The organism is Streptomyces sulfonofaciens, from assembly GCF_014656295.1.
In the GTDB taxonomy this organism is placed as follows: Bacteria; Actinomycetota; Actinomycetes; order Streptomycetales; family Streptomycetaceae; genus Streptomyces; species Streptomyces sulfonofaciens.
Genome location: NZ_BNCD01000030.1, coordinates 1 through 25,995, shown reverse-complemented (window position 1 = coordinate 25,995; position 25,995 = coordinate 1). Strand labels below are relative to the sequence as shown.

The window sequence follows — 25,995 nt, the reverse complement described above, 5'->3', positions numbered from 1 at the left end:
GCCTGGGTGGCGCCTCCGGCGACGCCTCCGTCTGCTGATGCTTTCTGTTCTGCCACGCCGTGGACGTTACGGAAGGCATGCCGGCCGGTCTTGTACGTTCTTGCGCTCCCGCTGGTAGGCACCGGGCGGCACGCCGACGATGCGGGCGAAGTGACGGGTGAGGTGCGGCTGGTCGGTGAAGCCGACGTCGACGGCCGCCTGGGCGGGTGCCGTGCCCGCGTCGAGCAGCCGGCGGGCACGGCGCACCCGCGCGTCGGTGAGCCAGGTGTGCGGGGGCATCCCGTAGCTGGCGCGGAAGGCGCGCAGCAGCGCGAACGGGCTGGTGCCGAGGTCGGCGGCGAGGCTGTCCAGGGTGGGCGGGTCCGTCATCCGCTCCTCCAGTACGGCACGCGCGCGTGCGGCGATGCGGGCGCCCGCGCTGGACGGCGGGCGCTGGGGCGGTGTGCCCCCGTTCAGCCGCAGCAGCCGGGTCACCACGACGCGCAGCAGCGTGTCGGCGGCCAGCGCGTTGCCCTCGTCGGCGGCGCGCAGCACCTGGTGGACCAGGTCCGCGCTGTACGGGTCGTCCAGGACGGGGGTGGCGAAGCCGGGGGTGCCCCTGAGGGCGGTGGTGTCGGCGGCGATCTCGGCGACCAGTTCCGGTGCCGGGTACACCGCGCCGTACCGCCAGCCCTCGGGGACACCGGCGCGGCCCGTGTGCGCGGTGTCCGGATTGACGAGGGCCAGCGCGCCGGGGCCCGCGTACCGATCGGCGCCTCCGTGGTGGAAGATCTCGACGCCCTCGGTGATGGCGGCGATCACGAAGTTCTCGTGGGTGTGGCGCACGAACGTCTTGTGGACGTAGCGGGCCCGGAGCAGGTCGACGCCCGGCAACTCCGCGTACCGCCAGTGCCGTGCCCGCTCTCTCCTGCCCGCCATCCCCCCATTCTGCGCCGGTGCCACTGCCGCGTCATACACGGCGTCTGCGCAGGTCCGGGCGGTTGTCAGTGGGCGGGTGCAGGATGGGGGCATGGCGCATGACGCTCTCGACGGCTTCACCCCCGCGACCCGCGGCTGGTTCGCGGGGGCCTTCTCCGCGCCCACCGCGGCCCAGGCGGGCGCGTGGCGGGCCATCGGTGCGGGGTCGGACGTCCTCGTCGTGGCCCCCACCGGCTCGGGCAAGACGCTGGCCGCCTTCCTCGCGGCGCTGGACCAGCTTGCCTCGGCCCCGCCGCCCGCGGACCAGAAGAAGCGCTGCCGTGTGCTGTACGTCTCACCGCTGAAGGCCCTCGCCGTCGACGTGGAGCGCAATCTGCGCAGTCCGCTGACGGGCATCCGCCAGGAAGCGGTGCGCCTCGGCCTGCCCGAACCCGAGGTACGCGTCGGCATCCGCTCCGGTGACACCCCCGCGGCCGAGCGGCGGGCGCTGTCGACCCGGCCGCCGGACATCCTGATCACCACCCCGGAATCGCTCTTCCTGATGCTGACCTCGGCCACCCGCGAGGCGCTGACCGGCATCGAGACGGTGATCCTCGACGAGGTGCACGCGGTCGCGGGCACCAAGCGCGGCGCCCACCTCGCCCTGTCCCTTGAGCGCCTCGACGCGCTGCTGCCGAAGCCGGCACGCCGTATCGGCCTGTCCGCGACGGTGCGCCCGGTGGACGAGATCGCGCGCTACCTCTCCCCGCGGCGCAGGGCGGAGATCGTCCAGCCGCCTTCGGGCAAGGAGTTCGACCTGTCCGTGGTCGTGCCCGTGGAGGACCTCGGCGAGCTCGGCGGCTCTCCCGCGGCGGACGACCAGGGCGCGGAGCGGCCCTCCATCTGGCCGCATGTCGAGGAGCGGATCACCGACCTGGTCCAGGCCCACAGGTCCACCATCGTGTTCGCCAACTCCCGCCGCCTCGCGGAGCGCCTGTGCAACCGCCTCAACGAGATCGCCTACGAACGCGCCACCGGCGAGCCGCTGGACGAGGCCCACGCCCCGGCCCAGCTCATGGGCGGTTCGGGTGCCGCCCAGGGCGCCCCCGCGGTCATCGCGCGCGCCCATCACGGCTCGGTCTCCAAGGAGCAGCGGGCCCAGGTGGAGGAGGACCTGAAGGCGGGCCGGCTGCCCGCCGTGGTGGCCACCTCCAGCCTGGAGCTGGGCATCGACATGGGCGCGGTGGACCTCGTCGTACAGGTGGAGTCGCCGCCGTCGGTGGCGTCCGGGCTGCAGCGCGTGGGGCGTGCGGGTCACCAGGTGGGCGCGGTCTCCACCGGTGTCGTCTTCCCGAAGTACCGCGGTGATCTCGTGCAGTCCGCCGTGGTCACCGAGCGGATGCGCAGCGGCGCCATCGAGGCCCTGCGCATCCCGGCCAACCCGCTGGACGTCCTCGCGCAGCAGTTGGTCGCCATGACCTCCATGGACACCTGGCAGGTGGACGACCTGCTGGCCCTGGTGCGCAGGTCGGCGCCGTTCTCCTCGCTTCCCGAGTCCGCGTTCACGGCCGTTCTCGACATGCTCGCCGGCCGCTATCCGTCGGACGCCTTCGCCGAGTTGCGCCCGCGCGTGGTGTGGGACCGGGTCGCGGGCACCGTCACCGGCCGCCCCGGAGCCCAGCGGCTCGCGGTCACCTCGGGGGGCACCATCCCGGACCGCGGGCTCTTCGGGGTGTTCCTCGCCGGTGCCGACCCCAAGAAGGGCGGCGGACGTGTCGGCGAGCTGGACGAGGAGATGGTGTACGAGTCGCGCGTCGGTGACGTCTTCACCCTGGGCACCACCTCCTGGCGCATCGAGGACATCACCCGCGACCGCGTGCTGGTCTCGCCCGCTCCCGGGGTCCCGGGCAGGCTGCCGTTCTGGAAGGGGGACCAGCTCGGCCGCCCCCTGGAGCTCGGCCGGGCGCTGGGCGCCTTCCTGCGGGAGGTCGGCGCACTGCCCAGGGACGACGCCCGCCTGCGGCTGCTGGCCGCCGGGCTCGACGCTTGGGCTTCCGACAATGTGCTCGGCTACCTGGACGAGCAGCGCCAGGCCTGCGGCCACGTCCCCGACGACCGCACGATCGTCGTCGAGCGGTTCCGTGACGAGCTGGGCGACTGGCGAGTCGTCGTCCACTCCCCTTTCGGCGCACAGGTGCACGCCCCCTGGGCACTCGCCCTGGGCGCCCGGCTCACCGAGCGGTACGGCATGGACGCCCAGGTCATGCACGCGGACGACGGCCTCGTCCTGCGGCTGCCCGACGCCGACCTGATGGGCCTTGACCTGCTCGATCAGGACCCGGTGCGCTCCGGCACCGAGTACGACACGGAGCAGGCCCCCGTCGGCGCCGGGGACGTCGTCTTCGACAAGGGCGAGATCGATCAGATCGTCACCGACCAGGTCGGCGGCTCGGCCCTGTTCGCGGCCCGGTTCCGGGAGTGCGCCGCGCGGGCGCTGCTGCTGCCGCGCCGCAACCCCGGCCGGCGCACCCCGCTGTGGCAGCAGCGCCAGCGGGCGGCGCAGCTCCTCGAGGTGGCCAGCGAGTTCGGTTCCTTCCCGATCGTCCTTGAGGCGGTGCGCGAATGCCTCCAGGACGTGTTCGACGTCCCCGGGCTCGCCGAGCTGATGGGCGACATCGAGTCCCGCAAGGTGCGCCTGGTGGAGGTCACCACCCAGGAGCCGTCCCCCTTCGCCCGTTCGCTGCTGTTCGGCTACGTGGCGCAGTTCCTGTACGAGGGCGACTCCCCGCTCGCCGAGCGCCGCGCGGCCGCCCTGTCGCTGGACTCACGGCTGCTCGCCGAGCTGCTGGGCCAGGCGGAGCTGCGCGAGCTGCTCGACGCCGACGTACTGGCCGAGCTGGAGCACGAACTGCAGTGGCTGACCGACGACCGGCGGGTGAAGGACGCGGAGGGCGTGGCGGACCTCCTGCGGGTGCTCGGGCCGCTCACCGACGCCGAGCTCGCCGAACGCGGCGGGCAGCCGCAGTGGGCGGAGGAGCTGGCCGCCACCCGCCGGGCCATTCGGGTGCGCGTCGCCGGCATGGAGCACTGGGCCGCGGTGGAGGACGCGGGCCGGCTGCGGGACGCGCTCGGCACCGCCCTGCCCGTGGGCGTCCCCGAGGCGTTCACCGAGCCGGTGAGGGATCCCCTGGGAGACCTCCTCGCGCGCTATGCGCGCACCCACGGCCCGTTCACCTCGGCCGCGGCGGCCGCCCGGTTCGGGCTCGGCGCCGCGGTCACCGATGGCGCCCTCGGCCGTCTCACGGCGAGCGGCCGCCTCGTACAGGGTGAGTTCCACCCGGCGGGCATCGGTCAGGAGTGGTGCGACGCCGCCGTGCTGCGCAGGCTGCGGCGCCGCTCCCTGGCGGCCCTGCGCCACGAGCTCGAGCCGGTACCGCCCGCCGCGCTCGCGCAGTTCCTGCCGCAGTGGCAGCAGCTCGGCGGGCACGGACTGCGCGGCATCGACGGCCTGGTGCGGGCCGTGGAGCAGTTGCAGGGCGCGTCGGTGCCCGCCTCGGCCCTGGAGCGGCTGGTCCTGCCGTCCCGGATCTCCGACTACGCCCCGGCGACGCTGGACGAGCTGACCGCCGCGGGCGAGGTCGTCTGGGCCGGTGCCGGGGCGCTGCCCGGCAAGGACGGCTGGGTCAGCCTCTACCTGGCCGATGCGGCACCGCTCCTGCTGCCCGCCCCGCACCCCCTGGAGCTCACGGCCCTGCACCAGGCCGTCCTGGACGCGCTCTCCGGCGGGTACGGGCTGTTCTTCCGCCAGATCGCCGACCAGCTCCGGGCCACCACTCATCCCGACGTCACCGATCCGCAGCTCGCCGACTCGATCTGGGAGCTGGCCTGGTCGGGACGGCTGACCAACGACACCCTCGGTCCGCTGCGCGCCCTGCTCGGATCGGGTCGCACCGCCGGTGCCACCGCCCACCGTGCGAAGCGCGCCGTCCCACGCGGCAGGTACGGCTCGCTCACGACCGCCCGCCCCACGTCCCGCAACGGCCCGCCCACCGTCGCCGGGCGCTGGTCGCTGCTCCCGGAGCGCGAGGGCGACGCCACCGTCCGTGCCCACGCCCTGGCACGCACCCTGCTCGACCGCCATGGCGTGGTCACCCGGGGTGCGGTGGCCGCCGAGGGTGTGGAAGGCGGTTTCTCGGCGCTCTACCGCGTCCTGTCGGCCTTCGAGGAGAGCGGTCAGGCCCGGCGCGGCTACGTCGTGGAGGGACTGGGCGCGGCGCAGTTCGCCATGGACGGCGCGGTGGACCGGCTGCGCGCCGCCGCCAATGCCCGCGAGCGGGGCGAGGCACTGCCGCCCGCCGCCGGCGGTGCCGGCGGCCCGCACGGAGGGTACGGGACGGGCGGCGGGGCGGCCGGGGGGTACGGGACGGTGGGGTTCGATGCTGCCGCCGGGTCCGAGGGCACTCCGGATGCCCCCGGTGCCCATGGGTCCACCGGGGGCGGCGAGGTCCGCTTCGAGGGCCCCCGCAGCTTCCACGGTTCCCGTGGCCCCGGTGAGCCCAGCGGTTTCGAAGGGCTCACCGGCTTCGAGGGCCCTACCGGCTTCGGTGGACCCTCCGCGTTCGACGAGCAGGGCGGGTCGTACGGCGGCGAGCGGCGCGCGGGCGCGACGGGCGGCGCCTGGGGCTCCGGAGGCCGTTCCCGCAACCGCGGCGCGCCCCGTGCCGTGGTGCTGGCCGCGGCCGACCCGGCGAACGCCTACGGGGCCGCCCTGCCCTGGCCCGAGCCGCCGACGGGCGCAGGGCACAAGCCGGGCCGCAAGGCCGGCTCGCTGGTCGTGCTGGTCGACGGCGAGCTGACGCTGTACATGGAGCGGGGCGGCAAGACCCTGCTGGCCTGGCCCGAGTCCCCACAAGCCGCGCTCTCCCCGGACGACGCGCGCCTCGGCGCGGCCGCCGGAGCCCTGGCAGCCGCTGCCCAGGCGGGCCGGCTCGGCACGGTCACGGTGGCACGGATCAACGGCGAGTCGTCGCTCACCTCGCCCCTGGCCGCCGTCCTGGAGTCCGCCGGCTTCCATGCGAACCCAAGGGGGCTGCGACTGCGGGCGTGACCGCTTCGGCGCCGCCCCGGCCCGCCCCGGCGCCGCCCATCACCGCCGTGCGATGCTGGAACCCATGCCCGAAGGAGACACCGTCTGGCAGGCCGCGAAGCGGCTGCACCGTGCGCTCGCGGGGCGCGAGCTGATCCGGTCCGATCTGCGGGTGCCCGCCCACGCCACCGCCGACCTGACGGGCCGGGCAGTCCTGGAGGTCGTCCCGCGCGGCAAGCACCTGCTCACCCGCCTCGAAGGCGGTCTGACCCTCCACTCCCATCTGGGGATGGAGGGCTCGTGGAAGATCTACACGCCGGGAGAGCGGTGGCGGGGCGGGCCCGGCCACCAGATCCGGGCGATCCTCGGCACGGCCGGGCCCACGGCGGTCGGCTACCGGCTGCCCGTCCTCGAACTGCTCCGCAGCTCGGACGAGCGGCGCGCGGTCGGCCATCTCGGCCCCGATCTGCTCGGCCCGGACTGGGACCCGGACGTGGCACTGGCCAACCTGCTGAGCGACCCCTCCCGTGCGCTCGGCGAGGCCCTGCTCGATCAGCGCAATCTCGCCGGAGTGGGCAACGTCTACAAATCGGAACTGTGCTTCCTTCTCCGGGCCACCCCCTGGCTCGCCGTCGGTGCCCTGCCCCAGGAGGCCGCCGAGAGCCTCCCGGTCCTCGCGAAGAGGCTGCTGGAGGCCAACCGCGAGCAACCTGCCCGCTCCACCACCGGCCGCCGCGCACCACGGCTGTTCGTCTACGGCCGCGCCCCGCGCCCCTGTCTGCGCTGCGGCACCGCGGTCCGGGTGGCCGACCAGGGCGACGGCTCCCGGGAGCGTCCCACCTACTGGTGCCCTGGATGCCAGACGGGCCCGACGCCTCGGTACCGGGACTCCACATACGCCGGACGTAACGCCGGCGCGCCAGCGCCCAGGGCACCCGCAGCCGCCCCCTCCAGCCCCCTGACATCCCCCAGCGCTGAGCCCTCTCGGGAGTGAACAGGGCCAAGGGCCGCACGACCAGGGCAGGGCCCCGGGCCGTCGCCGGCACGAACGAGCGCCGACGGCACAAACCGCGCCGAGGCCGGTACGCCGCGGAAGATGACAGTTCCACCCTGGGCCCGTCCGCGGACAGCCGCCGCGCGGACGGGCGCCCACCACCCGGACACCCGCGTCCGCGCACCCCCACTCGGACGCCCACCCGCACACGTCCACCAGGAAGGAGCCCGCACAGGTAGCACGCGCAGGCATCCGCCCGTAGGCATCCGCCCTCAGGCAGCACAAACCCCGGTCGCGGCGGTCACGGAACCTCCGTGCCGCCCCGGCCGGGGCCTTCGTACCATTCCTGCGCTTCCGGGCGCCGCACACGCTCCCACGAGACGGGTCACGGGAGACGCTGCCGCTCGGATCAGTGGGTCCGCCCGATACGCCGGATCCACTCCGTTCGCCGGATCCACTCCGATCGCCGGGTCAGGCGGCGGCGAACCTCACGCGGCCACCACGTCCACTGCCTCGGCGGGTGCCTTGATCGTCACCCGTTCCGGTGGGACGCCGGTCACCGAGACCGAATTCAGCATGGGGTGTACGGCCGGTGCGGGCACCGACTCGGTCGCAGCCGCCGACTCCGCCAGCTCGGCGAGGGCGAGTTCGTCGCTCACCTCGTGCATGAGCTCGGACATCCGTACCTCAAGCGCGTCGCAGATCGCGGAGAGCAGCTCGGAGGAAGCCTCCTTCTGCCCCCGCTCCACCTCGGAGAGATAGCCGAGCGAGACTCGGGCGGACGAGGAGACTTCGCGCAGAGTACGGCCCTGGCGCTGGCGCTGCCGACGCAGCACGTCACCCAGCAGGCGACGGAGCAGGATCATCGGTGGCTCCCTCCTCGGACCGTGTAGCCGCTTCCGTTACGCCCCACCGTACCGCCTCCCGCAGCGGCTGTGCGGGGAGCGATGTCGTGTTCACTGAGGGCTGCAAACATCAAGTCCCCCCGTTCTGTTCCGTATCCTGTGCCCGGTCGTTCCCGGGCCGTTCGCCGGAAAGCTGCTGGAGCAGCAGCTTGAGCACGCTCCGTACACTCTCCATACGGATTTCCGCTCGCTGGCCGTTCAACCGCAGCTCCGCCACTTTCTCCTCGCCCCGCGGCCCCCGGACCGCGACGAACACCTCACCGACCGGGTGTCCGTCCTGGGGTTCGGGGCCGGCGACACCGGTGGTGGCGATGCCCCAGTCGGCAGCGAGCGCGACACGCACACCCCGCGCCATCTGCAGCGCCACCTCGGGGTCCACGGCACCGCGCTCGGCAAGCAGGGAGCCGTCCACGTCCAGCAGCTTTTCCTTCAGGTCCGTCGCATAACTGGTCACCGAACCGCGGAAGACCTTCGAGGCGCCGGGCAGGACCGTCAGCTCCGCGGCCACCAGGCCACCGGTCAGCGACTCCGCCACGGCAAGTGTCTCACCGCGCGCCAGCAACAGGCGCATCGCCGCTTCCGCCCCGGGCGTCATCGCGGCGGCTCCTCACGGGGGCGCTCCCCCACGACCGGCTCGTTGCTCCCGTGCGGCCGGCCGGCGGCGACCTCCGCCACGGCCTCACCGGACACACCGGCCTCACCAGGAGCACCGGCCGTGCCCACCTCCCCGAGCTGGGCGGCCGCCCCGAGCTGTCCGGACCCACCGATCGCTCCGGACGCCCCGATGGCTCCGGCCTCAGCGGACTCACCCGTCGCACCGGCACCCACAGCCGCATCCGCCACCACGGCCCCGGCCCCGGCCGCGTGCGCGTCCCCTTCCCCGCGCAGCCCGAGCCTGCGCAGCACTATGGCGCGTTTCACATAGTCCAGACCGGTCAGCACGGTGAGGGCCACGGCGATGGCCATCACCCAGAACCTGAGCGTGGCGAGGGGCCCGGTCAGCGCGAGGACGTACATACCGACCGCGATGCCCTGCGACAGCGTCTTCAGCTTGCCGCCGCGACTGGCCGGAATGACTCCATAGCGGATCACCAGGAAACGGAGCAGGGTGATGCCGAGCTCACGCCCGAGGATGACGCACGTCACCCACCAGGGAAGATCACCGAGCGCCGACAGGCAGACCAGTGCCGTTCCCATGATCGCCTTGTCCGCGATCGGGTCGGCGATCTTGCCGAAGTCGGTGACCAGGTCGTACGTACGGGCCAGGTGCCCGTCGAAGAGGTCCGTGATCATGGCGATGGCGAAGGCCGCCCAGGCGAGCGACCGCCACGCGGGGTCGTATCCGCCGCCGGCCAGCATCAGGACGACGAAACCCGGCACCAGCAGCAGCCGGATCATCGTGAGCAGATTGGCGACGTTCCACAGGCTGGCCTGGTTGACGGCCGCAGCGCCCAGCTTGCCGCCGGGCGCCGGCCTGCCGGAACCGCCCGCGGCGGATGCCGGGACTCCGGTCATCTGCCCGCCTCCTCGGTACACATATCTCCGTCGATGACCTCGGCGACCAGGTCGACCCCCTCGGTGCTGACCACCTTGGCCACGACCATACGGCCGACGCCCGGCCCCGTACCGTTCGTCGCGGCGGCTTCGCCACCGGTGAACAGGACCTGACCGTCCGTCTCCGGCGCCTGGTGGGCGGCGCGGCCGGTGGCCGGCTCGGTGCCGTCCGCGGAGCCGGTCGTCTCGACGAGCACCTCGACGGTCTCCCCGAGGCGCTCCTCGGCGCGCTGGGCGGTGAGCTCGTCGGCCAGGCGGGCGACGTGCGCAAGGCGTTCGGCCACCTCGTCCTCCCCGAGCTTGCCGTCGAAGCCGGCGGCTTCCGTGCCGTCCTCGTCGGAGTACCCGAACACACCGATGGCATCCAGCCGCGCGCCGGTGAGGAATCGCTCCAGCTCGGCGAGGTCGGCCTCGCTCTCGCCGGGGAAGCCGACGATGAAGTTGGACCGCACGCCCGCCTGCGGCGCCTTGGTGCGGATCCGGTCGAGCAGTTCGAGGAACCGGTCGGTGTCCCCGAACCGCCGCATGGCGCGGAGCACGCCGGGCGCGGAGTGCTGGAAGGAGAGGTCGAAGTACGGCGCGACCTTCTCCGTCGACGTCAGCACGTCGATCAGACCGGGGCGCATCTCGGCGGGCTGGAGGTAGCTGACGCGCACCCGCTCGATGCCGTCCACGGCGGCCAGCTCGGGCAGCAGGGTCTCCAGGAGGCGCAGGTCTCCGAGGTCCTTGCCGTACGAGGTGTTGTTCTCCGAGACGAGCATGACCTCCTTGACGCCCTGCTCGGCCAGCCAGCGGGTCTCCGTCAGGACGTCGGCGGGGCGCCGGGAGATGAAGGAGCCGCGGAAGGAGGGGATGGCGCAGAAGGTGCAGCGGCGGTCGCAGCCGGAGGCGAGCTTGACCGAGGCGACGGGTGAGCCGTCGAGTCTGCGCCGCAGCGGCGCCCGGGGACCGGAGGCCGGGGCAAGGCCCGGGGGGAGGTCCGCGGGGGCCCCGTCCGCGGCCTGCTGCCCGGTCTGCTCCGGCTGTGCGGCGTCGTCACGCACGGCGGCGGCCGACCCCGGTGAGGTCTTCGGGGCGGCCGCCGGCCCGTGTCCCGGCAGGGCCACACCCGTGCCCGCCCGCTGGCGCTCCACCGGGCTGACCGGGAGCAGCCTGCGCCGGTCACGCGGGGTGTGGGAGGCGTGGATGCCGCCGCCGAGGATGGTCGTCAGACGGTCGGAGATATCCGCGTAGTCGTCGAAACCGAGGACGCCGTCCGCTTCCGGGAGGGCCTCGGCGAGCTCCTTGCCGTACCGCTCGGCCATGCAGCCGACGGCGACGACGGCCTGGGTCCTGCCCCGCTCCTTCAGGTCATGGGCTTCGAGGAGCGCGTCGACGGAGTCCTTCTTGGCGGCCTCCACGAAACCACAGGTGTTGACGACGGCGACATCCGCTTGCTCGGCGTCCTCGACGAGCTGCCAGCCGTCCGCCTCCAAGCGGCCTGCAAGCTCCTCCGAGTCCACCTCGTTACGGGCGCAGCCGAGTGTGACGAGAGCGACGGTACGGCGTTCAGGCATGCGCTCAGACTACTTCGTCGCACCGGCAGCACCGGCCCCCAGGGCGCCCGGGCCCCGTGGAACCCGCTGCTCAGCCGACCTCGGGATCGCCCTTGGTGTACGAAAGGCGCTGCACCTGACCGGGGCGGAACTGGTTGTCGATCTTCTTGCCGTTCACGAAGAGCTGGATGGAACCGGCGTCACCGAGGATCAGGTCGATCTTCTGGCTGTCCTGGAAGGTCTTCTGCTCGCCCTTCTTCAGGAGGCCGTCGAAGAGCAGTTGGCCGTTGTGGTCCTTGGCCGAGATCCAGCTACGGCCGTCCGCGGCGTTCACCAGTACCGTCACCTTGTCGTGCGGGGCGGCGGCGATCGCACTGCCGGAGGGATCGGGCTTGGGTGCGTCGGGCTCGGGGGTGTGGTGGGGCTTGGCCGCGGGTTTGCTGGCGGCCGGGTTCGCACCCTCGGCGGCCTGCGTCCTGGATCCGCCGGCGGGGGCGTTGCCGTGGAAGAGCGTGAAGCCGACGAATCCGATGACGGCCACGATCGCGGCGACCATGGCGGCCGTCCAGTTGGGACTGCGGCGGTCCGGCCTGATCCGCTCGGCCTCGAAGAGCGGGGTGGCGGGCGTCGGTGCGTCCCGGCTGCCGTACTCGGCGTCGTACCGCTCGACCAGCGGTTCGGGGTCGAGGCCGACGGCGCGGGCGAGGGCCCTGATGTGGCCCTTGGCGTAGACGTCGCCGCCGCACCGGCTGAAGTCGTCCTGCTCGATCGCGTGCACGATCGGGATGCGGACCCGGGTGGCGGTACTGATGTCGTCGACGGTCAGTCCGGCGTCGAGCCGGGCGCGCTGGAGGGCGCGGCCGATCGCCAGGGAGTCGTCGTCCGGCAGGAGGGCGTCACCGGTGGCGGGCAGGATGTCGTCGCCGGCCGTCAGGAGGTCCTCGTCGTCGTCCGACAGGAGGACCTCTTTGGCTGTCGGCGGGCTGCCGCCCGGCGACCTGCGGTCGGGTGCGGAGGCCGAACGCCCGCCGCCTTCCGACCGGCGGTCCTCGTCGTTCGACATACGGTCATTTTCAGCCACTGGACGGTCTTCTTCCGCCGAGGGGCGGTCAGTTTCAGGGGAGTTGCCGATGGACACGGGGGCGCCTTTCGAGCGTGAGCCACCTGCTGGGGGTTCAGTCTATTGGGGGTGCAAAAGGGCGGGGCAACCGGGAGAAGGGGTTTTATACGCTATCCGGATGGGGCTTTTCCCCGATGGGGGAAGCCGGCGATGCGCTTCCCTCCAACTTGACGTATGCCGAAGCGAAACGGTTGCCCCAGGCCCCGGGCGCCACGGTGGGCGCACGGCTCTGCCGGGCACTCCTGAGTAGTTTTCGGACCTGCTTCCCCATGCACACCACCGGTCCCTTCCCAGGGCGCGGTGAGGGCGTCGCGGCTTGGGCCGGCCGCACGGGTGCGCGTCGCACGTGCGCCGACTCATCCGCCGTGTGCGACCCGCCGTCCGTCGCGAGCGCGGGTCTCGCTCCCTAGGACTGAGCCTCCCCGCGGATCACGGCGAGCACTCCATCCAGCTCGTCGGCCTTCACAAGAACGTCACGCGCCTTGGACCCCTCGCTGGGCCCGACGATGTTCCGTGACTCCATCAGGTCCATCAGCCGCCCGGCCTTGGCGAAGCCCACCCGCAGCTTGCGCTGGAGCATGGAGGTGGAGCCGAACTGCGTGGAGACGACGAGTTCTGCGGCCTGGCAGAGCAGGTCGAGGTCATCGCCGATGTCCTCGTCGATCTCCTTCTTCTGCTTGGAACCGACGGTGACGTCGTCCCGGAAGACCGGCGCCATCTGGTCCTTGCAGTGCTGGACGACCTGCGCGACCTCTTCCTCGGTGATGAAGGCGCCCTGCATGCGCACGGGTTTGCTGGACCCCATCGGAAGGAAGAGCCCGTCGCCCTTGCCGATCAGCTTCTCCGCACCGGGCTGGTCGAGGATGACGCGGCTGTCGGCGAGCGAGGAGGTGGCGAAGGCGAGCCGGGAGGGGACGTTCGCCTTGATCAGGCCCGTGACGACGTCCACCGAGGGCCGCTGGGTGGCGAGCACCAGGTGGATGCCGGCCGCACGGGCGAGCTGGGTGATGCGCACGATGGCGTCCTCCACGTCCCTGGGCGCGACCATCATCAGGTCGGCCAGCTCGTCGACGATCACCAGCAGGTACGGGTACGGCTGGAGGTCGCGCTCGCTGCCTTCCGGAGGCGTCACCTTGCCGCTGCGCACAGCCTGGTTGAAGTCGTCGATGTGGCGGTAGCCGTAGGCGGCGAGGTCGTCGTAGCGCAGGTCCATCTCCCGCACGACCCACTGGAGTGCTTCCGCGGCCCGCTTGGGATTGGTGATGATCGGTGTGATCAGGTGGGGAATGCCCTCGTAGGCGGTGAGTTCCACGCGCTTGGGGTCGACCAGCACCATGCGGACGTCCTCGGGCGTCGCACGCATCATGATCGACGTGATCAGGCAGTTGATGCAGGACGACTTGCCGGAGCCGGTGGCGCCCGCGACCAGGACGTGCGGCATCTTGGCGAGGTTCGCCATCACATAGCCGCCTTCGACGTCCTTGCCGAGCGCCACCAGCATGGGGTGGTCGTCCTCGGCGGCGTCGGCGAGGCGCAGGACGTCGCCCAGGTTGACCATCTCGCGGTCGGTGTTGGGGATTTCGATGCCAACCGCGGACTTCCCGGGGATGGGGCTGATGATGCGTACGTCGGGGCTCGCGACCGCGTAGGCGATGTTCTTGGTGAGTGCCGTGATGCGCTCGACCTTGACCGCCGGGCCGAGTTCGACCTCGTAGCGGGTGACCGTGGGGCCCCGGGTGAAGCCGGTGACGCTGGCGTCGACCTTGAACTCGGTGAAGACGGTGGTGAGGGAGGCGACCACCGCGTCGTTGGCGGCGCTGCGCGCCTTGCCGGGGCCGCCGCGCTCCAGGAGGTCCAGCGAGGGCAGTGCGTAGGTGATGTCACCGGAAAGCTGGAGTTGCTCGGCGCGCGCGGGCAGCTCGCGGGGCGCCTCGGGGGCGGACTTGGTCAGATCGGGCACCGCCCCGGAGCCGGCCGGCGGGCCCTGCGGGGCGTTCTGCCCGGCCGGGTCGGACTTGGTGAGCCGGGCGCGGGCCGCGGGCACCTCGGTTCGCTGTCCGGGCCGCTGGTCGGCGGTGACGCCCTGGGTGAGGTCGGCCACCAGCGGGGAGGGCGGCATGCCGTGCAGCACGGCGCCGTCGAGGGCGGCTGCGGCCGCCGCGGCCACGTCCACGGGGTCCGGGGACCGCCCCGTGCCGGCCTGCCGGGCCGCGCCTGCCGCATTCTCCGCGTCGGCCGCGGCGCCGGCCCTGCGCGGCCTGCGGCGCTTGGAGAGCGCCTGCTCCTCCGCCCGGTCGTGGTCGTAGGGCTCGGCGGAGCCGCGGCGCCGGGAGCGGGGCAGTGCCTCGCGCCACTGGTCCTCGTAGCGGGCGTCGTCGCCGTCGTACACGGCTTCCTCGGCGCCCTCCTCGAACTCCGGGTGGATGAGGCCGAGCCTGGTGCCGAGCAGCCGCAGCCGCTGCGGGATGGCGTTCACGGGGGTGGCGGTGACCACGAGCAGGCCGAAGACGGTGAGCAGCACCAGCAGCGGTACGGCCAGGACGTCGGTGAGCGCGTACGTCAGCGGGGTGGCCGCGGCCCAGCCGATGAGGCCGCCGGCGTCCCTGATGCCCTGCATGCCGTCGCTGCGCGCGGGCGCGCCGCAGGCGATGTGCACCTGTCCGAGGATGCCGATGACCAGGGCGGAGAGCCCGATCACGATACGGCCGTTGGCCTCGGGACGCTCGGGGTGGCGGATCAGCCGGATGGCGACGACGCCGAGCAGGATCGGCACCAGCAGGTCGAGGCGGCCGAAGGCGCCGGTGACCAGCAACTCGACCAGGTCGCCGACGGGGCCGTCCAGACTCGACCAGGTGCCGCCGGCAACGATCAGTGCGATACCCAGCAGCAGCAGGGCGAGGCCGTCCTTGCGGTGCGCCGGGTCGAGGCCCCTGGCGCCGCGCCCCACGCCGCGGAAGAGGGCGCCGACGGTGTGGGCGGCGCCCAGCCATAGGGCGCGCACCATGCGGTAGACGCCCGCGGTGGGGCTCGGTGCCGGTCGGGGGGCGGGCTTCCTGGCCGCGGCCTTCTTCGCCGGCGGCCTGCGGGCGGGTGCCTTCCTCGCCGGGCCCTTCCTGACCGCGCCCGCCGCGGCCTTCTTCGCCGTGCCCTTCGCCGGCGCGGCCGCCTTCTTCGCGGGCGTCTTCTTGGCTGCGGACTGACGTGGGGCCATGGGGGTGAGGTTACCGCCGTGGGCCCCAGTGGACACGTGTGCCCACTTCTTCACCCGATCGTGTCGTCTCGAAGGCCGCGCCTGCCTGACGCGGTGTCATCGAGGCGCGGCGGCCTCAGGGCCCGCACGGGGTACGGGCCGGCGGAGCGCGGGATGGGCCCGGTGGCACCGAGGGAGGGGCGCCGGCCGGATGGAGGCGGGCGCCGACCGGGGGCCGGCACCGCGCTCCGGATGCTCAGCTCTGCGAGGGCAGGGACGGGGCGCCGCTCCCCGCGCCGGGCTCCAGGGCGTCGAGGGCCCTGCGCAGGCCGGAGAGCTTGCGCTCCAGGTGCGCGGCGGTGGCCACCGCGGAGGCGTCCGCCGAGTCGTCGTCGAGCTGCTTCGACAGGGCCTCGGCCTGCTCCTCGACGGCCGCGAGCCGGGCGGAGAGCTCGGCGAGCAGGCCGACCGGCTCCTTCGCGTCCCCGACGGGCGACTTGCCGCTGCCTTCCAGTTGGAGGCGGAGCAGGGACGCCTGCTCGCGGAGCTGGCAGTTCTTCATGTACAGCTCGACGAACACCGAGACCTTGGCGCGCAGCACCCACGGGTCGAAGGGTTTCGAAATGTAATCCACGGCGCCCGCCGCGTAGCCGCGGAAGGTGTGGTGCGGGCCGTGGTTGATGGCGGTGAGGAAGATGATCGGGATGTCGCGGGTGCGCTCGCGGCGCTTGATGTGCGCAGCCGTCTCGAAACCGTCCATGCCCGGCATCTGGACGTCCAGCAGGATCACCGCGAAGTCGTCCGTGAGCAGTGCCTTGAGCGCTTCCTCCCCGGACGATGCCCGCACCAGCGTCTGATCGAGCGCAGAGAGGATGGCCTCCAGCGCCAGCAGATTCTCCGGCCGGTCATCGACCAGGAGGATCTTGGCCTTCTGCACCATGGCCCGCCCTCCTCGCCCCGGCATGGGGCCTCCCCTGTCCGAAGGACTCGGGGCGGCACCGGGCGCCGCCCCGGGGGACGACTCCCTTACGCCGTCCGTCCTTGTGCCGGTCATCGTAGCCGCACCCCGCCTGTCGCCACACCCTGTCACTGCCATGTCACTGTCCATGTATCACAGCACACTGCGGGAACGCAGGGCGAGACCAAAAGGTTCCCCGATTACCGCAGTTCTACACAGCGCCAGGTTCGTTCCAGGCTACAACTTTGTCACCTACGAACGTACGCCAGTCACTCCCCGCTCATCCAGCGCCGCATCACAGAAAGCAGATGATCAGGATCGACCGGCTTCGTGACGTAGTCGGACGCACCGGACTCGATCGCCTTCTCCCGGTCGCCCTTCATGGCCTTCGCGGTGAGCGCGATGATCGGCAGGCCCGCGAACTGCGGCATCCGGCGGATCGCCGTAGTCGTGGCATACCCGTCCATCTCGGGCATCATAATATCCATCAGGACAACAGCGACATCGTCGTGTTGTTCCAGGACCTCGATGCCCTCGCGGCCGTTCTCCGCGTACAGCACGGCGAGGCCGTGCTGTTCCAGGACGCTGGTGAGGGCGAACACATTGCGGATGTCGTCGTCGACGATGAGCACCTTCTCACCGTCGAACACGACGCTGCCCCACTCCTCGGGACCCGCCTCACGCTGCGCGCCCGACTCGCCCCACGGCTCCTGCGCACCACCCGGCTCGCCGTCCGCGCCGGCGCCCTCCTGCGCCGGCTGCGGCTCGGCCGGGGGCAGCGCCGCCGGAAGCTGCGGCGGAGCGGGCGCCACGGCCCTGCGGCGGCGCCTGAAGAGCGCCGCGGGCCCCGTCTGGGAATCCTGGTAGGACCTCACCTCGGCGGGCATCTTGGCGCCCTCCACGGCCCTCATCGTGTCGCCGGGCTCGATGGACGGCGCGAGCTGCGCGTAGCCCTCCGGGGGCAGTTCGCTCGGGTGCAGCGGCAGGTACAGCGTGAACGTCGAACCGCGGCCGGGCTCGCTCGCGGCGTTGATCTCACCGCCGAGCAGCCGGGCGATCTCCCGGCTGATGGACAGCCCGAGTCCGGTGCCCCCGTACTTGCGGCTGGTGGTGCCGTCGGCCTGCTTGAACGCCTCGAAGATCACCCGCATCTTGCTGGCCGCGATGCCGATACCGGTGTCGGTGACGGAGAAGGCGATCAGCTCGCCGTCCGGATCGCTCAACGCGCCCGTCTCCAGAAGCTGCTCGCGGATGGCGACCGGAACGTCGGAGCCGCCGGTCCTGATCACCAGCTCCACCGCCCCCGAGTCGGTGAACTTCACCGCGTTCGACAGGAGGTTCCGCAGCACCTGGAGCAACCGCTGCTCGTCGGTGTGCAGGGTCGCTGGCAGCTCCGGCGAGACCCGCACGGAGAAGTCGAGGCCCTTCTCCGCGGTGAGCGGCCGGAAGGTGGCCTCCACGTAGTCCACGAGCTGGACGAGCGAGATACGCGTCGGCGAGACGTCCATCTTGCCCGCCTCGACCTTGGTCAGGTCCAGGATGTCGTTGATCAACTGGAGCAGGTCGGAGCCCGCTCCGTGGATGGTCTCCGCGAACTCGACCTGCTTCGGGGAGAGGTTCCCCTCCGCGTTGTCGGCCAGCAGCTTGGCCAGGATCAGCAGGGAGTTGAGCGGGGTGCGCAGCTCGTGCGACATGTTGGCGAGGAACTCGCTCTTGTAGCGCATCGACACGGCCAGTTGCTCCGCGCGCTCCTCGAGGACCTGGCGGGCCTCCTCGATCTCGGTGTTCTTCACCTCGATGTCGCGGTTCTGCTGGGCCAGCAGCTCGGCCTTCTCCTCCAGCTCGGCGTTGGACTCCTCCAGCGCCTTCTGCCGGTTCTCCAGCTCGGCCGACCGCTCCCGCAACTGCTCCGTCAGCTCCTGGGACTGCTTCAGCAGCACCTCGGTCTTGGTGTTGACGCTGATGGTGTTGACGCTGGTCGCGATCATCTCGGCGATCTGGCTCAGAAAGTCCTTCTGGATCTGGGTGAACGGCTGGAACGAGGCCAGCTCGATCACCCCGAGGACCGTGCCCTCGAAGAGCACCGGCAGCACGATGACGTGTGCGGGCGGCGCCTCGCCGAGACCGGAAGCGATCTTCAGGTAACCCGGCGGCACGTTCTCCACCAGGATCGTCCGCCGCTCCTTGGCGGCCGTCCCGATCAGCGTCTCACCGGGCCTGAAGGACGTCGGCATGGAACCCATCGAGTAGCCGTACGAGCCGAGCATCCGCAGCTCGTACGCGTCGTCGGAGGCCGTCATCAGATCCTGGGCGTCGTCCGTGGGCAGTGCCACGAAGAACGCCCCGTGCTGCGCCGAGACCACCGGCGTCAGCTCGCTCATGATCAGCGAGGCGACGTCCTCCAGGTCGCGGCGGCCCTGCATCAGACCGGAGATACGGGCCAGGTTGCCCTTGAGCCAGTCCTGCTCCTTGTTGGCGATCGTGGTGTCGCGCAGGTTGGCGATCATCGTGTTGATGTTGTCCTGCAGCACCTGGATCTCGCCGGCGGCGTCCACGTCGATCTTCAGATTGAGGTCGCCGCGGGTCACGGCGGTGGCCACGGCGGCGATCGCCCGCACCTGGCGGGTGAGGTTGCCGGCCATCTCGTTCACCGACTCGGTCAGGTCGCGCCAGGTGCCGTCCACGTCCCGCACCCGCGCCTGACCGCCGAGCTGGCCCTCCGTGCCCACTTCGCGGGCCACCCGGGTGACCTGCTCGGCGAAGCTGGAGAGCTGGTCGACCATCGTGTTGATGGTGGTCTTCAGCTCCAGGATCTCACCGCGCGCATCGATGTCGATCTTCTTGGTGAGGTCGCCCTTGGCGATCGCCGTCGTGACCATGGCGATGTTCCGCACCTGACCGGTGAGGTTGGACGCCATCGAGTTCACCGACTCGGTGAGGTCCTTCCAGGTGCCCGAGACCCCCGGCACCCGCGCCTGGCCGCCGAGGATCCCGTCGGTGCCGACCTCGCGCGCCACCCGGGTCACCTCGTCGGCGAACGACGACAGCGTCTTGACCATCGTGTTGACCGTGTCGGCGAGCTGGGCGACCTCGCCGCTCGCCTCCACGGTCACCTTCTTGGTCAGGTCGCCGTTGGCGACCGCCGTCGCGACCTGCGAGATGTTCCGCACCTGACCGGTCAGGTTGTTGGCCATCAGGTTGACGTTGTCGCTGAGGTCCTTCCAGATGCCGGTGACGCCCGGCACCCGGGCCTGGCCGCCCAGGTTGCCCTCGGTGCCCACCTCGCGGGCCACACGGGTCACCTGCTCCGCGAAGTTCGAGAGCTGGTCGACCATCGTGTTGACGGTGGTGACCAGTTCGAGGATCTCGCCCTTGGCATCGACCGTGATCTTCTTCGACAGGTCGCCCTTGGCGACCGCCGTCGTCACCTCGGCGATGTTGCGCACCTGGATGGTGAGGTTGTTCGCCATGAAGTTGACGGACTGGGTGAGGTCCTTCCAGGTTCCGGACACGCCCTGCACCTCGGCCTGGCCGCCGAGGATGCCCTCGGTGCCCACCTCGCGCGCGACCCGGGTCACCTGCTCCGCGAAGTTCGAGAGCTGGTCGACCATCGTGTTGAGGGTGTTCTTCAGCTCCAGGATCTCGCCCCGCGCGTCCACGCCGATCTTCTGGGAGAGGTCGCCGCGCGCCACCGCGGTCGCCACCTGGGCGATGTTGCGCACCTGGGCGGTGAGGTTGCCGGCCATGCCGTTCACCGAGTCGGTCAGGTCCCGCCACACACCGGCCACGCCGGGCACCTGCGCCTGGCCGCCGAGCCGCCCTTCCGTACCCACCTCGCGGGCCACCCTGGTGACCTGGTCGGCGAACGCGGAAAGCTGGTCCACCATCGTGTTGATGGTGTTCTTCAGCTCCAGGATCTCGCCCCGCGCGTCCACATCGATCTTCTGCGACAGGTCGCCGCGCGCGACGGCCGTGGTGACCTGGGCGATCTGACGCACCTGGGAGGTCAGGTTGCCGGCCATGAAGTTGACGGAGTCCGTCAGTTCCTTCCAGGTGCCCGAGACTCCCGGCACCCGCGCCTGACCGCCCAGGCGGCCTTCGGTGCCGACGTCCCGCGCCATCCGGGTCACCTGGTCGGCGAAGCTGGAGAGCTGGTCCACCATGGTGTTCACGGTGTTCTTCAGCTGGAGCATCTCGCCGGAGACGTCGACGGTGACCTTCTGCGACAGATCACCGTTCGCCACCGCCGTCGTCACCTGGGCGATGTTGCGGACCTGGCCGGTGAGGTTGCGGAAGGCCGTGTTCACCGAGTCAGTGAGGTCCTTCCAGGTGCCCGCCGCGCCCGGCACCTGCGCCTGGCCGCCCAGCTCGCCCTCGACCCCGATCTCCCGCGCCACCCGGGTGACTTCCGCACCGAACGAGGAGAGCCAGTCCACCATCGTGTTGACGGTGTTCTTCAGCTCCAGCATCTCGCCGGCGACGTCGACGGTGACCTTCTGCGACAGATCGCCGTTCGCCACCGCCGTCGTCACCGCGGCGATGTCGCGCACCTGAGTGGTCAGATTGCGGAAAACCGTGTTCACCGAATCGGTGAGGTCCTTCCACGTGCCCGCCGCACCGGGCACATTCGCCTGGCCGCCGAGACGGCCCTCGGCACCGACCTCGTTCGCGACGCGTGTGACCTCGTCCGCGAAGGTGCGCAGCGTCTCCGTCATCTGGTTGATCGTCTCTGCGAGCTGCGCGACCTCGCCGCGTGCGCTGACGGTCACCTTCTGCGACAGGTCGCCGTTGGCGACGGCCGTGGTGACCTGCGCGATCCCGCGCACCTGCGCGGTGAGGTTGCCGGCCATCAGGTTCACCGAGTCGGTGAGGTCCTTCCAGACGCCGGCGACGCCCGGCACCCGCGCCTGGCCGCCCAGCTCGCCCTCGGTGCCCACCTCGCGGGCCACCCGGGTCACCTCGGACGAGAACGACGAGAGCTGGTCGACCATCGTGTTGACGGTGTTCTTGAGCTCCAGCATCTCACCGGCCACGTGAACCGTGACTTTCCTGGACAGATCACCCCGTGCCACGGCGGTCGTCACGAGAGCAATGTCACGAACCTGAGCGGTGAGGCGCTCGGCCATCGTGTTGACGGAGTCCGTGAGGTCCTTCCAGGAACCGGACATACCGCGCACCCGGGCCTGCCCGCCGAGCTTGCCCTGGGTACCCACCTCGCTGGCCACTCTGGTGACTTCGTCGGTGAACGTGGACAACTGGTCGACCAGGTTGTTCACCGTCTTGCCGACCTTCAGGAACTCACCGCGCAGCGGCCGGTCGCCGCCGTCGGACGCCGGCGAGCGCAGCTCCATCCGCTGCTCCAGGTCGCCCTCGGCCACCGCGGTGAGCACCCTGCCGACCTCGGACACCGGTCGCACCAGATCGTCCACCAGGGCGTTCGACGCCTTGATGGCGGACGCCCAGGAGCCCTCGCCCGCACCGGTCTGCAACCGCTCCGTGAGCTTTCCCTCGCGTCCCACCACGCGCCGCACCCGCGAGAGCTCCCCCGTCAGGTGCACGTTGCGGTCGGCCACCTCGTTGAACACCGCCGAGATCTCGGCCATGACGTCGTCGCCCGAGACCGTGAGGCGTTTGCGGAAGTTGCCGTCACGCATCGCCACAAGAGCGGCGAGCAACCTGTGCAGGGCCGCCGTGTCCACCGCGGTCGTCCCCGTGTGCCGCGGTGTGCGCGGCTTGCTAGGGGACTGTCCGCCTCGTGCGCGCGTGCTTGTGCCCCGCGTCGCTGCGCCAGACTCCACCGTGTCCCTCCCGCAGGGGTCGACCTTGTGCTCGGCTCTCTTGAAGCTCGTTCTCAGAAGACTGTTCTCTCTTGAAGCCTGCCCAGTGTTTCACCCTTGCGGAACCAGGCCATAACAGTTCGGCAGCTTCCCACACCGTCCGCACACCCTCTGGGCGGAAACTCTTACGGGCGGCATCCGCATAGACGGCGAAGGTAAGTAACCTGGCATGCGGCTGTCCAACCACGCCGGGTGCACCGGGCTGGGCGGGAGCACGAGTACGAGCGGGTATCGGAGGGGCGGCCGCACCATGACCACCGGAGTGCACCTGCCCGGGGGGCAGTCCCCGGAGGGGCCTGACGACGACGGGGCCGGGGCCGGGGCCGGGCTCCAGGAACCGCACAACGAGACCCGGACGAGGAGTTCTGTGATCACCGCGCGCGCGGCCGCCACCTTCGAACCCGTAGGGCGCTCGGTCGCCACGGCCCGCTCCTTCGTGCGTGACACCCTCCAGGGCTGGGGCCTCGCGGACATCGCGGACGATGCCGTGGTCCTCACCAGTGAACTCGTCACCAACGCCGTCGTCCATGCCGGCACCTCCGCAGAAGTGCTCTGTCTGCGGGCGCCCGACGGGGTACGCGTCGAGGTCGCCGACCGCTACCCGGAGCGCGAGGTACCCGTCCAGCACGCCCCGGTGGACATGGGCAGCCCGGACAGCGAGGGCGGCCGCGGCCTCCAACTCTGCGCGGCGCTCGCCACCCGCTGGGGCGTCGAGTACTCCCCGACCCACAAGCAGGTCTGGTTCCAGTTGACCTCGCCGGAGCGCCCGGTGGGCGCCCGCACCGCAGGCCCCCCGCTGCCGGTGAACCTGCTGCCGCTGGCCGACGGCAGGGTGCGCGTCGCGGTCGTCCAGATCGACCGCACCGGCGCCCTCACCGCCTGGAACGAGGACGCTGAGGAACTCTTCGGCTACCCGGAGGAACAGGTCATCGGCAAGCCGCTCACCGACTTCGCCGCCTGGCCGCACACGCCCGGCACCAGCACCGGTGTCGCCGACGCGCTCCGGTTGTCCCGCTGGGAGGGCAGCTACGGCATCCGCAGCGCCTCCGGCCGGGTCGTCCCCGTGTACGCCTCGCACCTGCGGGTCAGGGATGCCGACGGCGACCCCTCCACCGTGTGCCTCCTGGTGCGCGACCACGAGCGCGCCGTCCTGCAGACCCCGCTGCGCCAGCCGTCCTCCGATCCGGCGGTGGCCTCCGACGGCCGCACCGCGGACCCCTTCGAGGTCTTCATCGGCTCCCCGGCGCCCGACGACCTCGACGGCCTGCTGCAGCGCACCGTGGAGCGCGCCCGCGACATGCTCGACGGCGACGCGGCCTTCCTGCTGCTGGCCACCGACGACGAGACGGAGCTGGAGGTGCGCGCCTCCACCGGTCTGCCCTCCGCGCGCCAGAGATTCGCCCGGGTGCCCGTGGAGGCCGGGCACGGCCGGTTCGGCACCGCCCGGATGCCCGCCGTGCACGAGGACCTCAGTGTCGTCCACGGTGCCGTCCCGCTGCTGGACGGCACCGGCATGCGCTCCGTCGTCACGGTGCCCCTGAAGGTGGAGGGCCGCCTCACGGGTTCTCTCGGGGTGGCCGCCGAGTCCCCGGCCCGCTACTCGAACGAGGAGGCGCTGCGCCTCCAGTTCGCCGCCGACCGCATCGCCCTCGCCGTCGAGTCTGCCCGCCTCGGCGAGTTGGAGCGGCTGCGGCGCGGCTCCCTCTCGTTCCTCGTCGAGGCCTCCGATCTGCTCGCCGGCACCCTGGACCGCGATCAGACGCTCGCCCTGATGGCCCAGATGACCGTGCCCACGCTGGCCACCTGGTGCGCGGTGTACACCATCGCCGACCAGTCGTCCGAGCCCTATCTGTCCTATGTGCTGCACGAGGACGAGGAGCGGATCGACGGCCTCAAGGAGCTGCTGGCGACGATCGACCCGCCCGACCCGGTGCCGACGCCGGGCGCCCGGATCTGGGCGGCTCCCGCCGAGCAGGCCCACCAGGCGGCGCTGCGCACGTCGTTGCGCAGCATCGACCTGGGGGAGCCCGCCACCGTCTCCTCGGGCATAGCGACGACGCTGCACACGGCCTCGGCGGTCGGCGGCGAGACCGTCGTCCTGCCGCTGGTGGCCCGCAACCGCGTCATCGGCATGCTCACCCTGGGCAAGCCCTCCGACGACCACTTCCGCCAGGAGATCCTGGAGCTCGCCGAGGACCTGTCCCGCAGGGCCGCGCTCGCGCTGGACAACGCCCGTCTGTACTCGGAGCGCACCGCCATCAGCCAGTCCCTCCAGCGCAGCCTGCTGCCGCCCGAGCTGCCCGACGTGCCCGGTGTGGAGGTCGAGGTCATCTATCGCGCCGCGGGCGAGGGCAACGAGGTCGGCGGCGACTTCTACGACATCTTCCCCATCTCCGACGGCGCCTACGGCTTCGCCATCGGGGACGTCTGCGGGACGGGTCCCGAGGCGGCCGCGGTCACCGGCCTGGCCCGCCACGCACTGCGCCTGCTGGCCCGCGAGGGCTTCGGCGGCCCCGCGGTCCTGGAGCGGCTGAACGCCGCCATCCTCGACGAGGGCGCCCGCAGCCGCTTCCTGACCCTGCTCTACGGCGAGTTGTGGCCGCAGGCCGACGGCGGTGCGCTGCTCAAGGTCGTCTGCGCGGGCCATCCACTGCCGCTGCGGTTGCGTCAGGACGGCACGGTGTCGCCCGCCGCGGAGCCCCAGCCGCTGCTGGGTGTCATGGAGGACCTCGACCTCTACGAGCAGACGGTGACGCTGGATCCGGGCGATGTCCTGCTGTGCGTCACCGACGGTGTCACCGAACGCCGCGAGGGGACGCGCATGCTGGGGGACGACGGCCTCGCGGACGTCCTCACGACGTGTACGGGGCTGACGGCGGGCGCGGTCGCGGCGCGCATCCTGCGCGCGGTGGAGCGCTTCGCCTCCGACGCGCCTTCGGACGACATGGCCATCCTGACGATGCGGGTGCCGGAGCCCCCGCAGGACTGAGGGGCCAGGGGGCGGCGGTCACCCGTACGTGGGCGGTCCGCCCCTCGGCGGGCTGTCATCCGTAGGCGTGACAGCCCGTCGGACGGCCGCTCACGCGGGTTGCAGGAGTCCTCCGAGGGCGTTGCAGGCGGAGATGACGCGGCGCATGTCCCGGGGGCCGAGACCGGCGTCGACGGGCACGGCGAGGGTCTCGTCGGCGGCCCGCTCCGTCTCCGGCAGCGGCAGGTCCCTGCGGTACCTCGGCAGCCGGTGCACGGGTGTCTGCACGGGCACCCGGCAGGCCACTCCGCGGGCGCGCAGGGTGCGCGCGAAGGCGTCACGGTCGGGCCGTCCGTTCCCCGGGACCCGTACGACGTACTGCTGGTAGGTGTGGCCGGCGCATCCTGCGGGGGTGAGGACACCGGTGAGCCGTGCGTCGAGCAGCGCGGCGTGCGCCCGGCGCTGTGCGATCCCGTCGAACACGGCGTCCAGCTCGGTCTGTTCGAGTACCAGTAGTCCGTGCTTCCCCCCGAGCGTGTGCAGCGGGCCGAGGTCGGCGGGCCGCCCGAAGCGGTGGACGACGATCATGGCGGCGGTACGCGGGTTCACGGCGGCGGCGACGGAGCCTGGGTCGAGGCAGTAGGTCACCGGGTCGATGTCGGCGAAGACGGGGAGGGCCCCGGCGAGTACGACGGCCTCGGTCGCCTCGACATTTCCGAAAGCGGGCACGATGACCTCGTCGCCCGCTCCGATGTCTGCCGCGCGCAGCAGTTCAAGAGTCCCCATGTGTCGCATGGTGGCTGCGGGACGTGAACGGCACGTAAAGAGGGGCCAAATGAAAATGGTCCCGGAACCGAAGTTCCGGGACCATTCTTCACAAAGAGTTCGGCGGCGTCCTACTCTCCCACAGGGTCCCCCCTGCAGTACCATCGGCGCTGAAAGGCTTAGCTT

At 71.7% G+C, this 25,995-nt stretch carries 12 protein-coding genes, 1 rRNA gene and 1 pseudogene; 3 read left to right on the top strand and 11 right to left on the bottom strand.

The genetic code is table 11. From position 1 onward, the window contains the following. Positions 1–81 precede the first annotated feature (81 nt). A pseudogene (locus IE313_RS31500) lies at positions 82–918 on the bottom strand (AraC family transcriptional regulator); the annotation flags it as partial. Between the two features lie 91 nt (positions 919–1,009). Between IE313_RS31500 and IE313_RS31495 the strand changes: the two are divergent. Together IE313_RS31495 and IE313_RS31490 are read left to right on the top strand one after the other, a co-directional pair. Further along, the gene (locus IE313_RS31495) at positions 1,010–6,004 is read left to right on the top strand and encodes an ATP-dependent helicase (protein WP_189938276.1); all 4,995 of its coding nucleotides are present in this window, start codon (positions 1,010–1,012) and stop codon (positions 6,002–6,004) included. A gap of 64 nt (positions 6,005–6,068) precedes the next feature. Next, positions 6,069–6,977 (top strand): Fpg/Nei family DNA glycosylase, encoded by a 909-nt coding sequence (locus tag IE313_RS31490; protein WP_189938275.1) that lies wholly within the window; start codon positions 6,069–6,071, stop codon positions 6,975–6,977. A 488-nt stretch (positions 6,978–7,465) separates the two neighbouring features. On the opposite strand, the gene IE313_RS31485 is transcribed toward IE313_RS31490, so the two are convergent. The 8 genes from IE313_RS31485 to IE313_RS31450 all read right to left on the bottom strand — a co-directional run bounded on the left by IE313_RS31485 (position 7,466) and on the right by IE313_RS31450 (position 22,037). Beyond that, a complete protein-coding gene (locus IE313_RS31485) occupies positions 7,466–7,843 on the bottom strand; it encodes a helix-turn-helix domain-containing protein (protein ID WP_189938274.1) in 378 nt (125 codons plus the stop codon). Positions 7,844–7,952: 109 nt separating this feature from the next. Then, positions 7,953–8,477 carry a CinA family protein gene (locus IE313_RS31480; RefSeq protein ID WP_189938273.1) on the bottom strand — a complete coding sequence of 175 codons (525 nt, stop codon included), beginning with the start codon at positions 8,475–8,477 and terminating at the stop codon, positions 7,953–7,955. Further along, a complete protein-coding gene (pgsA, locus tag IE313_RS31475; RefSeq protein WP_189938272.1) occupies positions 8,474–9,397 on the bottom strand; it encodes a CDP-diacylglycerol--glycerol-3-phosphate 3-phosphatidyltransferase in 924 nt (307 codons plus the stop codon). The genes IE313_RS31480 and pgsA overlap by 4 nt, the downstream gene beginning before the upstream one ends. Further along, a complete protein-coding gene (gene rimO, locus IE313_RS31470; protein ID WP_189938270.1) occupies positions 9,394–10,992 on the bottom strand; it encodes a 30S ribosomal protein S12 methylthiotransferase RimO in 1,599 nt (532 codons plus the stop codon). The genes pgsA and rimO overlap by 4 nt, the downstream gene beginning before the upstream one ends. A gap of 70 nt (positions 10,993–11,062) precedes the next feature. Beyond that, positions 11,063–12,034: a helix-turn-helix domain-containing protein gene (locus IE313_RS31465; protein ID WP_189938268.1), complete on the bottom strand. Its 972-nt coding sequence runs from the start codon at positions 12,032–12,034 to the stop codon at positions 11,063–11,065. A 463-nt stretch (positions 12,035–12,497) separates the two neighbouring features. Then, the gene (locus IE313_RS31460; protein ID WP_189938266.1) at positions 12,498–15,302 is read right to left on the bottom strand and encodes a DNA translocase FtsK; all 2,805 of its coding nucleotides are present in this window, start codon (positions 15,300–15,302) and stop codon (positions 12,498–12,500) included. A gap of 235 nt (positions 15,303–15,537) precedes the next feature. Next, a complete protein-coding gene (locus IE313_RS31455) occupies positions 15,538–16,221 on the bottom strand; it encodes a response regulator (RefSeq protein ID WP_189938264.1) in 684 nt (227 codons plus the stop codon). 287 nt (positions 16,222–16,508) lie between these two features. Next, on the bottom strand, positions 16,509–22,037 hold the full coding sequence (locus IE313_RS31450; RefSeq protein ID WP_189938262.1) for a HAMP domain-containing protein: 5,529 nt from the start codon (positions 22,035–22,037) through the stop codon (positions 16,509–16,511). Positions 22,038–22,326: 289 nt separating this feature from the next. Here IE313_RS31450 and IE313_RS31445 point away from each other — a divergent pair, with 289 nt between their 5' ends. Continuing rightward, positions 22,327–25,065: a SpoIIE family protein phosphatase gene (locus IE313_RS31445; RefSeq protein WP_189938260.1), complete on the top strand. Its 2,739-nt coding sequence runs from the start codon at positions 22,327–22,329 to the stop codon at positions 25,063–25,065. 90 nt (positions 25,066–25,155) lie between these two features. Here the strand turns inward: IE313_RS31445 and IE313_RS31440 are convergent, their stop codons facing one another. Then, positions 25,156–25,815, bottom strand: coding sequence for a DegT/DnrJ/EryC1/StrS family aminotransferase (locus tag IE313_RS31440; RefSeq protein WP_189938345.1), 660 nt, complete (start codon positions 25,813–25,815; stop codon positions 25,156–25,158). Positions 25,816–25,927: 112 nt separating this feature from the next. Beyond that, positions 25,928–25,995, bottom strand: a 5S ribosomal RNA gene (gene rrf / locus IE313_RS36645); the annotation flags it as partial.

Coding starts and splice junctions, on each gene's coding strand:
- IE313_RS31495 (WP_189938276.1), top strand. CDS start 1,010: ATGGCGCATGACGCTCTCGACGGCTTCACCCCCGCGACCCGCGGCTGG.
- IE313_RS31490 (WP_189938275.1), top strand. CDS start 6,069: ATGCCCGAAGGAGACACCGTCTGGCAGGCCGCGAAGCGGCTGCACCGT.
- IE313_RS31485 (WP_189938274.1), bottom strand. CDS start 7,843: ATGATCCTGCTCCGTCGCCTGCTGGGTGACGTGCTGCGTCGGCAGCGC.
- IE313_RS31480 (WP_189938273.1), bottom strand. CDS start 8,477: ATGACGCCCGGGGCGGAAGCGGCGATGCGCCTGTTGCTGGCGCGCGGT.
- pgsA (WP_189938272.1), bottom strand. CDS start 9,397: ATGACCGGAGTCCCGGCATCCGCCGCGGGCGGTTCCGGCAGGCCGGCG.
- rimO (WP_189938270.1), bottom strand. CDS start 10,992: ATGCCTGAACGCCGTACCGTCGCTCTCGTCACACTCGGCTGCGCCCGT.
- IE313_RS31465 (WP_189938268.1), bottom strand. CDS start 12,034: ATGTCGAACGACGAGGACCGCCGGTCGGAAGGCGGCGGGCGTTCGGCC.
- IE313_RS31460 (WP_189938266.1), bottom strand. CDS start 15,302: ATGGCCCCACGTCAGTCCGCAGCCAAGAAGACGCCCGCGAAGAAGGCG.
- IE313_RS31455 (WP_189938264.1), bottom strand. CDS start 16,221: ATGGTGCAGAAGGCCAAGATCCTCCTGGTCGATGACCGGCCGGAGAAT.
- IE313_RS31445 (WP_189938260.1), top strand. CDS start 22,327: ATGACCACCGGAGTGCACCTGCCCGGGGGGCAGTCCCCGGAGGGGCCT.